Annotated in this window: 12 protein-coding genes; 8 read left to right on the forward strand and 4 right to left on the reverse strand. The window is 56.9% G+C overall.

What is annotated here, in order from left to right:
- The 8 genes from GHO25_RS19725 to GHO25_RS19760 form a co-directional block, all read left to right on the forward strand.
- On the forward strand, positions 1-444 hold a 444-nt coding region (locus GHO25_RS19725; protein ID WP_153391898.1), incomplete at its 5' end, for an ABC transporter ATP-binding protein.
- 24 nt (positions 445-468) lie between these two features.
- Positions 469-1,677 carry an acyl-CoA dehydrogenase family protein gene (locus GHO25_RS19730; RefSeq protein ID WP_153330425.1) on the forward strand — a complete coding sequence of 403 codons (1,209 nt, stop codon included), beginning with the start codon at positions 469-471 and terminating at the stop codon, positions 1,675-1,677.
- A 383-nt stretch (positions 1,678-2,060) separates the two neighbouring features.
- A complete protein-coding gene (locus GHO25_RS19735; RefSeq protein WP_153391900.1) occupies positions 2,061-4,094 on the forward strand; it encodes a type VI secretion system tip protein VgrG in 2,034 nt (677 codons plus the stop codon).
- The gene (locus GHO25_RS19740; RefSeq protein ID WP_178110156.1) at positions 4,084-4,827 is read left to right on the forward strand and encodes a DUF4123 domain-containing protein; all 744 of its coding nucleotides are present in this window, start codon (positions 4,084-4,086) and stop codon (positions 4,825-4,827) included. Before GHO25_RS19735 ends, GHO25_RS19740 begins: the two co-directional genes overlap by 11 nt.
- A 2-nt stretch (positions 4,828-4,829) precedes the next feature.
- A complete protein-coding gene (locus GHO25_RS19745) occupies positions 4,830-9,659 on the forward strand; it encodes an RHS repeat-associated core domain-containing protein (RefSeq protein WP_153391902.1) in 4,830 nt (1,609 codons plus the stop codon).
- Positions 9,656-10,054, forward strand: coding sequence for an Imm50 family immunity protein (locus GHO25_RS19750; RefSeq protein WP_153391904.1), 399 nt, complete (start codon positions 9,656-9,658; stop codon positions 10,052-10,054). The genes GHO25_RS19745 and GHO25_RS19750 overlap by 4 nt, the downstream gene beginning before the upstream one ends.
- Before the next feature lie 140 nt (positions 10,055-10,194).
- A complete protein-coding gene (locus tag GHO25_RS19755; RefSeq protein ID WP_153391906.1) occupies positions 10,195-10,440 on the forward strand; it encodes a hypothetical protein in 246 nt (81 codons plus the stop codon).
- 427 nt (positions 10,441-10,867) lie between these two features.
- Positions 10,868-11,254, forward strand: coding sequence for a hypothetical protein (locus tag GHO25_RS19760; RefSeq protein ID WP_153391908.1), 387 nt, complete (start codon positions 10,868-10,870; stop codon positions 11,252-11,254).
- 178 nt (positions 11,255-11,432) lie between these two features.
- Here GHO25_RS19760 and GHO25_RS19765 read toward each other — a convergent pair whose 3' ends face one another.
- The 4 genes from GHO25_RS19765 to GHO25_RS19780 all read right to left on the reverse strand — a co-directional run bounded on the left by GHO25_RS19765 (position 11,433) and on the right by GHO25_RS19780 (position 14,926).
- Entirely contained in the window at positions 11,433-12,536 is a 1,104-nt protein-coding gene (locus GHO25_RS19765; protein ID WP_048368930.1) for a sigma-54-dependent Fis family transcriptional regulator, read from the reverse strand.
- 8 nt (positions 12,537-12,544) lie between these two features.
- Positions 12,545-13,732: an acyl-CoA dehydrogenase family protein gene (locus GHO25_RS19770; protein WP_178110157.1), complete on the reverse strand. Its 1,188-nt coding sequence runs from the start codon at positions 13,730-13,732 to the stop codon at positions 12,545-12,547.
- Positions 13,733-13,803: 71 nt separating this feature from the next.
- Positions 13,804-14,205, reverse strand: a complete 402-nt coding sequence (locus GHO25_RS19775) for a biopolymer transporter ExbD (protein WP_048368932.1) — start codon at positions 14,203-14,205, stop codon at positions 13,804-13,806.
- A 1-nt stretch (position 14,206) separates the two neighbouring features.
- Complete coding sequence (locus tag GHO25_RS19780) at positions 14,207-14,926, reverse strand: MotA/TolQ/ExbB proton channel family protein (protein ID WP_048368933.1); 720 nt, start codon at positions 14,924-14,926, stop codon at positions 14,207-14,209.
- Between the last annotated feature and the right edge of the window lie 89 nt (positions 14,927-15,015).

Here is a 15,015-nt window from a genome sequence, read left to right on the forward strand (position 1 = left end):
GAGCTGGCGAGCCGCCGCCCCTTGCAACTGTCGGGCGGCCAGCGGCAACGGGTGGCCATCGCCCGGGCCATTGCCAGCAACCCTAAAGTGATCATTTGTGACGAACCGGTCTCGGCCCTCGATGTCTCGGTGCAGGCGCAAGTGCTGGACCTGCTGGCCGACCTGCAAGCCTCGTTGGGGCTGGCCTACCTGTTTATTTCCCATGACCTGGGGGTGATTCGCCATGTCAGTGACGAAGTGCTGGTGATGCGTCGCGGCCAAGTGGTTGAAAGCGCCCCGGTCGAAGACCTTTTTGAACATCCAAAACACGCTTACACCCAACGTCTCTTGGGCGCAGTGCCGCGCTTGCCGGGCGCCGGCAGTGAGCTGGTGGTGCCACCGCTGGAAGCGGAAAGCACGGCGTTGCGATTTGACGAATCGCAACTGTGGAAGATCGCTATTTAAGCTTGAACACCTTAAGGAATTGTCATGACTACGTTGTCTCTTGTTACTGAACAGGCCATTGCCACGATCGACACACTGAATGTCCGGGCCGATGAAATATTGCCCACCATTGCAGCGGGGGCCGCACAACGCGAGCGTGATCGCCTGCTGCCGTTTGATGCGGTGGCGCAGATTGCCAAAGCCGGTTTTTTCACCACGCGCATCCCCGTGCGTTATGGCGGCAGCGGTGGTTCGGTCAAGGATGTGATCCGGTTATTGATCCGCATTGCCGCCGCCGATTCTAACGTCGCCCAGGCGTTGCGCCCGGGGTTCGGCTTTGTCGAAGGCTTGCTGGCGTCCTCCAGCGAACAGGCCGAAACCGAGCGCGAGCGCTGGTTTGCCCGCTACCTGGACGGCATCGTAGTGGGCAATGCCGGCTGGGAAGTGGGCGGCGCCAACGGCTCGATCAGCGCGCGGATTGTGCGCGACGGCGACCACTACCGGGCCACTGGCAGCAAGTATTACAGCACCGGCTCGCTGTACGCCGACTGGGTCAGCGCGGTGGCGTTGGACGAAGAGGATCAACCGGTTTCGTTTATCCTGCCGCGCAACCGCAAGGGGCTGGAGTTGCTCGACGATTTTGACGCGATGGGCCAGCGCCTGACCGCCAGTGGCACCACGCGCCTGAATAACGTGCAAGTGCTGGCTGACGAAATCCGTACACGGACGGTGGAAGAGGGCAAGCGCACAATTGTCACGCCGTTTTTGCAATTGTTCCTCGCGGCGGTTCAGGCGGGCATTGCACGCAACGCCTTGAACGACGCCGTTGCGTTTGCCAAAGAGCATGCCCGGCCCATCAAACACAGCAGCGCCAGCCGCTCGGTGGATGACCCTTATGTTGAATTGAGCGTCGGTGACATCTCGGCCCGCGCCTTCACCGCCGAAGCGGTGGTGTTGCACGCGGCAGAGTCCATCGACCGGGCATGGGCGGGCGACCTCGATCCGCACCTGGTCGACCAGGCCGCTGTCGATGTGGCGCAGGCGCAATACATTGCTGCCGAGTCGGCGCTCAAGGCCGCCGAACTGGTGTTTGACGTGGGCGGCGCCTCGACCACAGGGCGCGGGCATAACCTGGACCGACACTGGCGCAACGCACGCACCGTGGCCAACCACAACCCACGGCACTGGAAAGCTTCTGCCGTTGGCTCATGGCAACTGAAAGGCACACCGCCACCGACCTCCGGATTGTTTTAATACGCGCTGTAGCCGTTGCCTCGCGGGTCGAAAAGATCGCGAGGCAAGCTCACTCTTACCAAACACAGTTCTGTAGGAGCGAGCTTGCTCGCGATCTTTTGATCTTGATCTGGTTTTTGATCTTGATCTAAGAGGCCCCGCTGAACCACGCTGGCCGATCGCAGCCTTCGTACCTCGTCAGCGACTACAGTGGCCTGTCTGCTGCGCGACTGGGCGGCCCCTCCTACACTTATCATTCAGCCTTCCTACTCGATATTCGCCTAATGCTCAGGCCGTCATAGACCCAGCCTACATCCAGCCCCAATGCCGTGATTGCACACTTGCGCACCGATAAACCCTGACGTTTTGTTACATCAGGGCGACCGCAGCGCAAGGAGTCGCGGATGTCACGCTCGCAGCCTCAGTTTCGTTTCAGCCTGACCATTGACGGCTTCGCTGATGACCTTCAAGTCTTGTCATTCAAAGGTGATGAGGCCATCAGCACGCCTTATGCCTTCGAGCTGGTACTGGTCAGCCCGCGGGCTGATCTGGATCTGGTGGCACTGCTGCATGCCCCGGCCTTTTTGGCGTATGCCGACGGCGGAGGCGGCGTTCACGGGCTCATCTATGCCATTGCCCAAGGCCAGACCCGCCAGCGCCTGACGGTGTATACCCTGACCCTCGTGCCGCAACTGGCCTACCTCGAGCATCGCACCAACCAGCGTATGTTCCAGCAACTGACAGTCGAGCAGATCATTGCCCGGCTCCTCGAGGAGCACGGCATTCTCAGCAATGCCTACGCCTTCAACCTGCACGGGACCTACCCGGTTCGCGACTACTGCGTGCAATACCACGAAACGGATCTGCACTTCATTCAGCGCCTGTGCGAAGAAGAGGGCATTCACTACCACTTCCGTCACTCAGCCCAAGGCCATCAATTGGTCTTCGGTGATGGCCAGAGCGCCTTCGCCAAACTCGATCATCCCGTGCCTTATCAGGGCGAAAGCGGCCTGGTTGCCGAGGCGCCGGTAGTCAGCTATTTCGAAGTGGGCATCAACACCCGTTCCACCCGCAGCACCTTGCGCGATTACACCTTCGAAACCGCCAGTCGCGAGATCGAGGCGAGCTACGGCCCCGACACCCAGCGCGTCGAGCGAGATCTTGAGGATTACCGCTACCCGGGCCACTTCAGCCTCGAACAGCGCGGCCAGTTGCTCAGCCAGCGGGCCCTAGAGCGCCAACGGGCTGACCGCTGTCTGGCCAATGGCGAAAGTGACGACTGCGGTTTTATCAGTGGCCATTTCATGACCCTGAGCGAGCACCCCCACGGCGACTGGAACGCGATGTGGCTGCTGACTGAAATCCATCATCAGGGCCGACAGCCGCAGGTGCTCGAAGAGACCGGGACTGATCTGGACGACAAGCCAACAGACGAGTTTACCCAGGGCTATCGCAACGACTTCGCAGCCACCCCATGGGATGTGTTCTACCGCCCGCCACTCAAACATCTCAAGCCTCAGGTGCTGGGCCTGCTGACTGCCCGGGTCACCGGCCCCGTCAACGACGAGGTGCATTGCGATCAGTACGGTCGGGTAAAGGTGCAGTTTCATTGGGACCGTGAATGCCGAAACAACGACGCCAGCAGTTGCTGGCTGCGGGTGGCTTCTAGCTGGGCCGGTGACAGTCATGGCGCAGTAACCGTGCCACGGGTCGGCATGGAAGTGCTGGTGGCGTTTCTGGAGGGGGATCCGGACCAGCCGGTGATTTCGGGTTGTCTGGTTAATAGCCTCAACCCGCCTCCCTATCCGTTGCCCGCCTACAAAACCCGCAGCGTGTTGCGCAGCCGCAGCACCCCGAACGGCACAGGCTACAACGAACTGCACATTGAAGACCGCCTGGGCCAGGAACTGATCTACCTGCACGCCCAGCGCGACCTTGAACAACACATCAAAAACGACTCGCTGGTGCAAATCGATGGTCAGCGCGCTGAGACCGTCACCGGCAACAGCGTCTCGGTGCTCAAAGGTGATGATGAACGCACCGTCAGCGGTGATCGCAAGGCCCAACTCAATGCCAACGATTTTCGCCAGGTAGCCGCCAGCAGCCACACCCAGGTGGGGGGCGCGCTGACGGTCGACGCGGGGATGGAAGTCACGATCAAGGCCGGTGCCCATGTGGTGTTATCGGCAGGGGCGTGTATCTCGCTGACGGCGGGCGGCCAGCATCTGATCGTCAGCGCTGCCGGGATCTACGTCAGTTCACCGATCCTGCCCGGTGGCGTACCGATGCCCGGCACACCGGCATTGCCCGCTGTCACCTCTACCGTTGCAGCACTGACTGCAGCCGTCTTGACCCCGACTCAAATCAACAGCCTCAAGCGCAACGCACCTTTCTGCGAAGAGTGCGAAAAATGCAAAGGAGGCGTTTGTGACATCTGAGCCTTTAACCCCCCGGCAATGGCTGACAGACCACCCGCTGTGCCCCGGCGAAAGCCTGTACGCGGTCATCAGTTCCACCAGCGATGCCGACCCGCTCGCTGCTTACCGACAACGGGGTGTAGTAGAGCCGCCTTGCCTGCTGTGGGCCGAAACCCCCTACGCCGATTGGCTCCCGGTCATGCCTTATCTACTGAAGCTGACGCCGGACAATGAGTTTCTGCAATGGGCCGCACAAACCGATGCTGACGATTGGGGCTGGTTGGCCATCTCCACGGCCAGCCCGCAACGTATTACCGAACACTTGCGCAGTTTGACCCAGGTCTTGATGCCCGCTGGTGAAGCCGTGTTCTTGAGGTTCTGGGACGGTCGCCACTGGCTGCCCATCCTCCAGCATTTGGGCACAGCGACCCGTGATGTCTTGCCGGTCTTCGACCGCTACTGGATCAACGGCCAGCCGGTCACGGTGGGGCAGGGTGAGGTACTTGCCGCTCAAGCATTCCCGTGGTGGCAAGTGCCCGGTGACCTGCTCGACAGCCTCTCTGAGCAGGACCTCAACACGGTAGTCGACAACCTCATGCAGTGGCTCAAAGACGCTCACGCGCCGTTGTATGCATCGATTGGCGAAGCCCATTTGCGGCTGAAAGTCGAGCATTTCGTACAGCGCTCATCCCCTACACAACGTAAAGACAGCGGGCTCTTGTTGGCTCATGTGCAGCAAGAGGTTTGTGCGTAACCATGATCACGATTATCGGCAAAATGCTTCTGACTATTGGAGACACCCAGCCTGACGTAAAGCAGGTTTTGCAAGAGCTAGAACACTGTATCGAAGGCTATCGGGATCGGGCGGACTCCTGGTACGGCGGCATGATCGATGTCGAGCAAGTGTTTCGTGTCGGCGATGAAGTAGTGACTCGTGACAAGGACGATCAGGCGCCGGCGGCCATGTATGCCCAATGCCAGCGCGATTCTACAGTGACGTTGGTCCACGCCTTTGAAGCGGCGCGTTTTATACCCATAGGTAATACCCAAGTGCGCTTGGTGCCAGTGGGGGGTGGTGTCGAGATCAGAGCGTTGATTGATGCCACCGGTATCACGCGTGTCGAGGGCTGCCTGCCCAATCAGCAATACCACGTAACCTTTTACCCGCAGATCACTTCTGAGCAGCTAGATGCTTTTTTTAACTCTTATCAGGAGGTGCTCAGTGACCTGAGCCAGTGGCTGAGTACCCAGTGGGACACTGAATATCTGTCGCTCTGGCAAGCTCATCAGGAAGCCGATGCACTGGGACGTTCCTGGATCGAGATCAAGAGCCAGTGGAGTGGCCTTATCAAGTCATTGTTGGCCGTGTGGGATGACATCGTTGGTTTCTTGAAGCTGATCAGCCGCCCCCAGCAGAGCTACGAAAAGTTCAAAAAGTTCCTCAGCGAAGAGCAACTGAAGTTGCTCTTGAATGCCTCCAAAGAAACACTGGAAACCGCGCTGCTAATTGCCAGCGATGAGCCACTGATGTGGTCTTATTTCGCAGCCTTGATCGCCTGGCTCAAACTATTACCGCCCCAAGTTCGTAGCGAGATACAAGCGCGCCTCACCACTGACGTTCTGATCAATATCGTCCTCGGCATCATATTCAGTGGGGGGATTGGCCTGGCTGTACGGCTCTCTATCAAGGGGGCCAACACTGTGGTTGAAAGCGCAAAAGCGACTCGGTTGCTGGAAGGTTTTGTCGACCTGCTGATGCGCACCAGCAAAGCGCGATCCACTCACCACGCCACAGTGGGCAAGCCGATTTTGCTGCAAAGCGAGGGTCGCCTGGATCCAGGATTGAAGGCTGATCTGGATATCAAACCGCAGAGTGGCCTAACCCCCGCCCAAAGCATCCCTGATGCCACGGTTATAGCCCGAAGCAAACCCAAGGCGAGAACCACGCTGGAGGTGGTCGAGCACGTCGACGATGCCCCGTCGCAATCCCAAACCCCCAACGGCAAACCTGCCGAACCTGCCAAAGACACCCAAACCCATGGCTGCCCGGTCTCAATGGTCACTGGCGAAGAGCTGCTGACCTTGACTGATGGCGTGCTCGACGGCGCGCTGCCCCTTGAGTGGACGCGCCTGTATCGCACCAGCGCGGTCGAAGTAAACGGCGATTTGGGCTTTGGCTGGAGCCACACACTGTCGCACCGCCTTCAACGCGAACGCGACGAACTGTTCTGGACGGACCACGAAAACCGTCAGACCCGCTTTCCGCAGCCCAGCGCACAACGCCCGGCCATCATCAACAGCTTGGCCAAGGCGGCGATTTACCTGGGCGACCATGATGGCGAGTTGATCCTCGCCCACGCCGGTAAAAGCAGCCGCTTCTATCACTTCAACGACTTGCGACTGACCGCCATCAGCGACGCCTACGGCAACCGGCTGAAAATTACCTACCAGCAAGGGCGACTGCACCGCATAGACAACGGTGCCGGCCGCGCCTTGCTGCTGCGCTACACCGACGCACGCCTCAGCGCTGTTGACTACCAGCAATACGATGACAGCCGTGAATTTGCCGAGCGCTCAAATGACCACTACGCCAAGTGCGGGATTCACCTTGAACGTTGGGCAACCCTCTACACGCAGGTCGCCTATCGCTACAACGCAGCGGGGCAACTGATTAGCGCCAGCAATGCGCTGGAAGAAACCGAGCACTACCGCTATGACGCCCAACACGTCATCCAGGAACGGCAACTGGCGGGTGGCGCGGCGTTTTATTGGCAGTGGCAACACACGGGCAAGCAGGCGCGTTGCATCCGTCATTGGGCCAACTTCGGGCAGATGGACGCCACCTACGAATGGGACGACCAAGGCTCGGTCACGGTGAAAAACCGTGACGGCAGCCAGCAAGTCTATGTGCATGACGACAATGCGCGGCTAGTCAGCCAGGTCGACCCGGACGGCGCTGAGCACCAAAAGGCCTACGATGACAAAGGCCGCCTGATCGCTGAAAAAGACCCGCTCGGCGCTGTTACCGAATACCAGTACAACGAGGCCGGGCAGCTTACGGCAGTGATCCCGCCCACTGACGAGCCGACGTTCTACAGCTACTTCAACGGCCATGTGCGTAAAGTGCAGCGCGGTCTTGCCAGTTGGAAATATGAACGCAACACCCAGGGCGACATCACCTGCCAGACCGACCCGGACGGCAATCTAACCCACTACAAATACACTGCTAAAGGCCAACTCAGCGGTCTGTATTACCCGGACGGCAGCCAGCACACACTGACCTGGAACCCGCTTGGGCAACTGCTCGACGAAACCCTGCCAGACGGCACGCAACGGCGTTATCGCTACGATGCACAAGGTCGCACCATCACCCGGCAAGACGAGCGGGGCGCCATCACCCAGTACCAGTGGGACGCTGCCAACCGTCTCAGCCAAATCACCTTGCCTGGTGGCAAAACCCGCGCCTGGAGCTACAACGCCTACGGCAAAGTCACGGCTGAGCGCGATGAGCGCGGCCATATCACCCGCTACGAATACGCCGACAACCTGCACCTGATCAGCCGCCGCATCAACTCTGATGGCAGCCAGCTCAACTACCGCTACGACAACGCCCGCTTATTGTTGACCGGTATCGAAAACGAGCGGCACGAGCACTACCAGCTTGAGTACTACCCCAACGGTTTGATCCAGCAAGAAATCGGCTTTGACGGCCGTAAAACTGCTTATGCCTACGACCTTAAAGGGCAGTTACTGGAAAAGACCGAATTCCCGGACGCAGAACATCCTGACAGTGCTCCGCTGGTCACTGCCTACGCGCGCGACCCTGCAGGGCGGCTGACAAGCAAAACCCTGCCTGATGGCAGCGAAATCACCTACACCTACGACACCTTGGGTCGCTTGACTGCCGTCGACGACGGTGCCTGGCCGCTGGCCTACGAATACGACCTGCAAGATCGCCTTGTCAGTGAGCATCAAGGCTGGGCGACCCTGCGCTATCAGTACGACACACTCGGCCAACTTAGCGACTGCCGGCTGCCTGATGGCAACCGTCTGCACTACCACTATCAAAAAGGCGGCGCCCTCAAAGGCATCGACCTCAACGGCAAAACCCTCACCGGGCATCGCTACGAAGCGGGGCTGGAAACCGTCCGCCAACAAGGCTACGTGGTCAGCCACTACCAATACGACGAACAAGGCCGACTGCAAGACCACGCCGTCAGCCAACTGAATACCCGTGGCGATATCGAGGGTCAGCCGCTGTACCGCCGTCACTACCGCTACGACGCCAACGGCAACCTCAGTCTGCTCAGTGACAGCCGTAAAGGGCAAAAAAGCTTTGCCTACGACCCGCTCGACCGCCTGACCGAAGTACGCGGCCAACTGACCGAACACTTCGTCCACGACCCGGCGGGCAACCTGCTCGATCAAAGCATCGACGGCCAACGGCACAGCCGCTACGCCAACATCAAAGGCAACCGCCTGCTGATGCAAGGCGACAGCCATTTTGAGTACGACGCCTACGGCAACCTGCGCCAAGAGCGACGCGGCACCGGCCAACGCCTCAACCGCGACTACCGCTATGACAGCCAGCAGCGCCTGATCGGCATCACCTTGCCAGACGGCAGCCAGGTGACGTACCGCTACGACGCTTTCGGGCGGCGTATCAGCAAAGACCATGGTGGCACCACTACGCAATATCTCTGGCAGGGCGAACGCCTGATCGCCGAAAGCGCCCAACAAAAAGGCCTGCGTGGCATCAGCCACTACTGCAGCTATTTATACGAACCGGGCACCTTCAAACCACTGGCCTTGCTCCAGGGTGAGGGCGACACCGCACGGGCTTACCACTACCAGCTCGACCACCTGGGCACCCCACAAGAACTCACCGACCACCGTGGCCAAATTGTCTGGTCGGCCCACTACCGCGCCTACGGCAACGTCCACAAACTCGACAAGGCCGAAATCACCAACCCGCTGCGTTTTCAGGGCCAGTATTACGACGAAGAGAGTGGACTACACTACAACCGCCATCGCTACTACAATCCCAACACCGGCCGCTACCTCACCCCCGACCCGATCAAACTCGCAGGTGGCCTGAACAGCTACCAGTACGTGCCCAACCCGACAGGGTGGGTGGATCCGTTGGGGTTGAACCCGTGTCCTGGAGGGGATAATACTCCTGCGTGTGAGCGGCCAAATGAGCTAATTCCTCCCGAGGTCTCTCGAAACGGTGCTTTTAAGCAGGCTAAATTGGAGGCTGGTATCCCAAGGACACAACATCCTGATTCTGTATATGATCCGAGAACTGGGAAAATTAGTCAGATTAAATATGTGAACATGACAGATAGAAGCAATGAAAATGTTCTCAATGCTTACGGTAAACCTATCCTCACGCGGGAGTATCAGTTTACGCGTGAGGATGGGTTGAAAATCATCATTCAAGATCATAGCGCCGGACATAAGTTTTCAGCGCCTGGAAATGAGGGGGACCAGAAACCTCATTTAAACCTAAGGCCAATTAGTAATCCAAGGACCGGAAAGATTCCGGGGGCAAAAGATCATTTCTACTTTAAGGAAAGAAAATGAAGCATTGGAATGAGCTGGATGGAAGTGTTTTTTTTGGAAAAGTTTTTAGCTTTCCTGTGGCTATTGGGTTAGTTGATTTATTTGCTTTGCATGTAGACAATAATAGGCCGAGTATTACAGTGGAATTTGATATACAAGAAATACCGGATACTTTGCCCGAGAAGTGGAGAAAGGCCGAATTTAATACTTGCAGGATTGGTATAAGCTGCGGAAATTTCCGCGAGCTTGAAATTAAGGGTATACCTACAAATGAAAAATTGAACGTTGATATAGCTATGCTGGCAGGGGAGTATAGGGTGCGCATGTCAAATAAGGATTCGCTCATTTTTTTTTCAACAAGGCATGTGTCTCTATGCGGGCCGTCAGTATACTTTAATGCGAGAGTTGAAGATTAGATAAAGTGTTTTTAAGGCTAGATAGGAAAGTGGCAGTAATAGTGTGGGCGTATTGCTAGTGAAGAAAGTTTAGTCAATAGATTTAGATAGAGTTAAGTTATGGAGTAGTATGTAGGCGTCAAATTTCAGAGCGTGAATAAATGATTGTGCGGTACTTTAAGGTACGGCGGGTTTTATATGATGAGCTCTCAAGCGTAACTGAGGGTACTGCAGCTTTGGCTTGGGATTCATTGAAAGAGGATATGTTGCAGGTTGAATATCCTGAGAATATTTTGCTGGATGTGGGTTGGTATCCCTCTTTTGATCCGGAAGGAACTTTTCAAGTTTGTGTAGTAAAGGACTTCCAATGGGATGTTCCCGAGGCTATTTTTTTGCTAAAACTATAGGTGATTTGGCTCTTGAAATTGCTAAGGCACAAGGGTTTATTTGTGAGGATCTAAAGTTTTATGGGTCATAGTGGTGTATCTGGTTATAGGGTTGGAATAAACTATTATAAGGGGTCGTTGTTGCTAGTAATTTTTTTAATCGTTTTCGATGTCGCACAAAAAAGTGTATATACCCCTCTGTAGGAGCGAGCTTGCCTCGCGATCTTTTAAACGATCTAAAGATCGCGAGGCAAGCTCGCTCCTACAGGATTTTTTTGCCACCGCAAGGCAGTTTTCAAATCGACAAATGTAGCACGCATTTATTTGGCTTGGGTTCTGTTGCGCTGCGGTTATTGATGTTCAACTCCTCGAGGTTGAGTAATAGGGGACTGGTGAAGTAACGGCTTACATGTCGCTGCTCTATTGAAAATCTCGCGAGGGAATAAAAGTGAATGATCGAGAAGTTAGTGTGAGAAATGACGGCCTATTAGTAAAAGCAAAGCTGTCATATGACGTTGAGTCGTCCTGCATTGATTTGGCTGTAAATGGGGCTGTGTATTCTTGTTGTGCAGAAAACTTATTTTCGAGCTTTATAAAATTAAGAGCCATGCTGTCAAATATTGAGTTCTTTTGTAAGGGGGCGAAAGTCAATGTGCATCCTTCAAGAGCCTCTTCGCAAATGTCATCAGGGCTTTTGGCGTATGAGCTGACCCTTGGGAAGCAAGCTTTCAGGGAGAATTTGGTCAATATTTTTGATTATGATGCTGAGGGAGTTACTAACGATCCACTCGTTCAGCGCGAATTTTTTGAACGCTGGATGAAATCTTTGAGATGAAGTCGTCAGGTTTGGTTTGTTAATCAAAATAATGCTCTTTTAAAAAGTTGTTCACCTAATGCTGCTTGAAAATACTCCACTCTGTAGGAACGAGCTTGCCTCGCGATCTTTTGACTATTTAAAAGATCGTGAGGCAAGCTCGCTCCTACAGGGTTTTGTTGTTATCGCAAGGCAGTATTCAAATCGATAAATGCAACACGCGTTCATCTTGCTTGGGTTCTGTTGCGCTGCGTTTGTTGACTTTTAATTCGCCGAGGTTGATCAGCAGGGTGCGGGTGACGTTGCGGCTCAGCCCCAGCAGTTTGGCGGTGTGGACCTGGTTGTGGTGGCAAAAACGATAGGCCGCGCGCAGCAGGCTGCGTTCGACGTTTTCGTGGAGGTTGTCAGACTGGCTCTCGAACAGCCGCTGGAATGCATGTTCCAGCAGTTCTTCGGCGCTCTGGTCGCTGTTGACGCTGCTGGTTTCTGGTCGGGTGATGCGCAGGTTGGACATGCGCAAGTCGTCACTCTGGATGACACCGTCGCGGCAGATCAGCAGGGTGTGGTGAATGACGTTTTCAAGTTCGCGGATGTTGCCCGGCCAGTTGGAGTGCGCGAGTTTTTGCTCTGCCTCCGGGCTCAGTACGACGTCGCCATAACCCAGTCGACGGCTGTAGGTGTCGATGAAGTAGCGGGTCAGCGGGAGGATGTCGCCGGGGCGTTCGCGCAGTGGGGTGAGTTCCAGGTTGACCACGTTCAGGCGATAGAACAGGTCTTCGCGAAAGTGCCCGGCGTTGATGGCTTTTTCCAGCTGTACGTTGGTGGCCGCCAGGACACGGACGTTGATGGGAATGCTTTTGCGCGAGCCCAGGCGGACCACTTCGCGCTCTTGTAGAACACGCAGCAGCTTGACCTGAATCGGCATTGGCAAATCACCAATCTCATCGAGAAACAGGGTGCCGCCGTTGGCTTCTTCGAACCAGCCTGCCTTGGCGCCCAGCGCGCCGGTAAAGGCGCCTTTCTCATGGCCGAAGAGTTCAGATTCCACCAGCGATTCTGAGAACGCACCGCAGTTTACGGCCAGAAAAGGCTGGTGCTTGCGTGCGCTGAGGTTGTGAATGTGGCGCGCAATCAGTTCTTTGCCGGTGCCGGTTTCACCAATGATCAGCACGCTCGCATCACTGGGCGCGATTTGTTGCAGGTGCTGGAGCAAGGCTTTGGACTTGGGGTCTTCAAAGACTTGCGCGGTTGCCCGGATCGAGGTGGCCAAGGCCGGGGAAGGGGGGAGGGTTAGCAGTTGCATGTCGGTCCCTATGAATAAAATGTCGGGATGGGGGACGTGCCGTTAAGTGCCCAGTCGCCCAGTTCCTGAAGCTTGTAGTCCAGAGGGTCGTGCAGGCTCTGCGTGCGCAGGTTGCGCCAGTGCCTGTCGAGCGCCACGGAGGTTTGCGTCGCGCGCGCTCCGGTGACCTCGAAGACCTTGCTACATAACTCCAGGCCGTTGCGGCTGGCAGCTACTTTGGCGGTAGCTATGGCGATGGCGACTTCACCACGCTCTTCACTGGTGAGCGCCGGGCCTTTGGCCCAGGCCTCGTCCAGTGCGGCTCCGGCGCGTTCGACCAGCAAGCGGGTGCTTTCCAGGGCGACCCAAAAGTCGCCGTAATGGCCAAGAATGTACGGGTCTTGGGTATTTTGGGTAGCGCTGGATTTAAACCAGGGCCGGGTTTCTTCCAGGGTGTAGCGGCGCGCTTCTTCAAAGGCGCCTTCGGCAATACCGAGAAAAATATTGGCGAAATGCAGTTGGGCTATCAGCGGCCGCAGGCAGGCAAAGGGCGTGCTCAGCGGGCCGGGATCGAGCAGCAAGTCCGAGTCTTCAACCCGCACACGCTGGAACGTCACGCTGCCGCTGTCGGTCTGACGCTGGCCCATGTTGTGCCAGTCGTTGTGCAAGGTAATGCCCGAGCGGGCGCTGGGGATGGCGGCTATCAGCAGCTTGCCGCCTGCGCTTTCGTCAATCGCAGAGGCAATCAGCATTTCAGAGTCGTTGGCGCCGGAGCAAAAGCTTTTTTTGCCGGAGAACTCACGCCAGCCTTCACGCTCCTTGACCACGGTGCGAGTGTCCAGCGGGTTGAGGGTATTGCCCCAGAACCAATTTTTGTTCGCCGTCAGCTTGAACCAGGTTTGCCATTGCGAGGGTTTGGCGAACAACCGCACAGTGGCCAGCATCAGGTGATGGAAGCCGAAAACATGGGCAATAGAACTGTCCACCCGGGCAAATTCGCGCACCACTTCAAACGTTTCAGACCAAGTGGCGTTGAGGCCATCGAACTGGCCCGGAATGCTCATGGCCAGCAGGCCGCTGTCGCGCAAAAGATTACGTTCGTGCTTGGGCGTGCCGCCTTGGGCATCACGCTCCACGGCGGTCAGGGCGAACTCGACTGCCAGCTCTCGAGCGATGTCCAACGGTGCCTTCCTGGCATTTAGCTGTGTGACAGTCACGTGTGTTCACCTCGTTTGAATGTCGCCCCCCGACGTCGTGTCAGGGGGTTGCCAGAAGGCTGCGGGTTATTTCACTTGGCCGTAATCACCGACAGCTTGGTGATCCCGGCGCGCTCAATCGAGGCCATGGCGCGAGCCACTTCGCCGTAGTTCACACCGTTATCGGCTTGCAACTGCACGCGAACTTCCGGGTCTTTGGCCTTGGCCGCCTGCAGGTTGAACTCCAGCAGGCCCGCTTCAACTTCATCCTTGTTGATGAACACTTTGCCCTGATCGTCGATGCTCACCACCAGCGGATCTTTTTGCTCCACGGGGGCGACCGAGTCGGTCTTGGGCAGATTGATCGGAATCGCGTTGGTCAGCAGTGGCGCGGTGACGATAAACACCACCAGCAGCACCAGCATCACGTCGACCAGCGGCGTGACGTTGATTTCACTGAGTACTTCGTCGTTGTCTTGGGTTGAAAAGGCCATCTCAGGACGCCTCCTTCACTTTTTGCGCGGGCGCGGCAGACTTGTTCAGCACCGGGTGCAGGTGCACACGGAAGGCGCTCTTCTGGGCCAGGCTGTAGAAGTCGTGGGCGAAGTCGTCAAGGTCAGCAGCGGTCAGTTTCAGGCGACGCAGGAAGTAGTTGTAAACCAGCACCGCAGGGACTGCGACCGCGATCCCGACGCCGGTGGCAACCAGCGCTGCACCAATCGGGCCCGCCACAGTTTCAAGGCTGGCAGAGCCGGCGGCGCTGATGCCTTTCAAGGCTGACATGATGCCCCACACGGTGCCGAACAGACCGATAAAAGGCGAGGTGCTGCCGATACTGGCGAGGATCGCCAGGCCGGTTTCCAGCGAGCGACGTTCACGCACAATTTGCTGGCGCAGCGAGCGCTCAAGGCGGTCTTGATGGTTGATGTTGTGCGCCAGGTCATTGGCCTGTGGCGCATCGGTCACTTGAATGGCGGCATAGCCGGCTTGGGCTACACGGGCAGCAGCACCCGGCGCCGTGCTGGCCAGCTCGGCGGCCGAGTCGAGGCTGGTGGCGGCCCAGAATTGTTTGAGGAAGCGACGGTCCTGGTTTTTCAGGCGGCTGAACTGCACGCCTTTAAGCAAGAACAGGCCCCAGGTGGCCACCGAGAAAATAATCAGCAGCCAGATGACCGCATGTTCAATGGATTCAAAGGGGGAAGCGATAAGGTTCATGGTTCAGGCTCTCTAAATTAGGTCATCAAAACGGTCAAGGCGTAGCGTCTTTTTCAGGACGCTCGCGGTGTAAAAATTGAGGTCCGGGC

This window comes from Pseudomonas sp. FSL R10-1350, from assembly GCF_009600525.1.
In the GTDB taxonomy this organism is placed as follows: domain Bacteria; phylum Pseudomonadota; class Gammaproteobacteria; order Pseudomonadales; family Pseudomonadaceae; genus Aquipseudomonas; species Aquipseudomonas helleri.

Coding starts and splice junctions, on each gene's coding strand:
- GHO25_RS19780 (WP_048368933.1), bottom strand. CDS start 14,926: ATGAACCTTATCGCTTCCCCCTTTGAATCCATTGAACATGCGGTCATC.
- GHO25_RS19765 (WP_048368930.1), bottom strand. CDS start 12,536: ATGCAACTGCTAACCCTCCCCCCTTCCCCGGCCTTGGCCACCTCGATC.
- GHO25_RS19750 (WP_153391904.1), top strand. CDS start 9,656: ATGAAGCATTGGAATGAGCTGGATGGAAGTGTTTTTTTTGGAAAAGTT.
- GHO25_RS19735 (WP_153391900.1), top strand. CDS start 2,061: ATGTCACGCTCGCAGCCTCAGTTTCGTTTCAGCCTGACCATTGACGGC.
- GHO25_RS19775 (WP_048368932.1), bottom strand. CDS start 14,205: ATGGCCTTTTCAACCCAAGACAACGACGAAGTACTCAGTGAAATCAAC.
- GHO25_RS19730 (WP_153330425.1), top strand. CDS start 469: ATGACTACGTTGTCTCTTGTTACTGAACAGGCCATTGCCACGATCGAC.
- GHO25_RS19755 (WP_153391906.1), top strand. CDS start 10,195: ATGATTGTGCGGTACTTTAAGGTACGGCGGGTTTTATATGATGAGCTC.
- GHO25_RS19745 (WP_153391902.1), top strand. CDS start 4,830: ATGATCACGATTATCGGCAAAATGCTTCTGACTATTGGAGACACCCAG.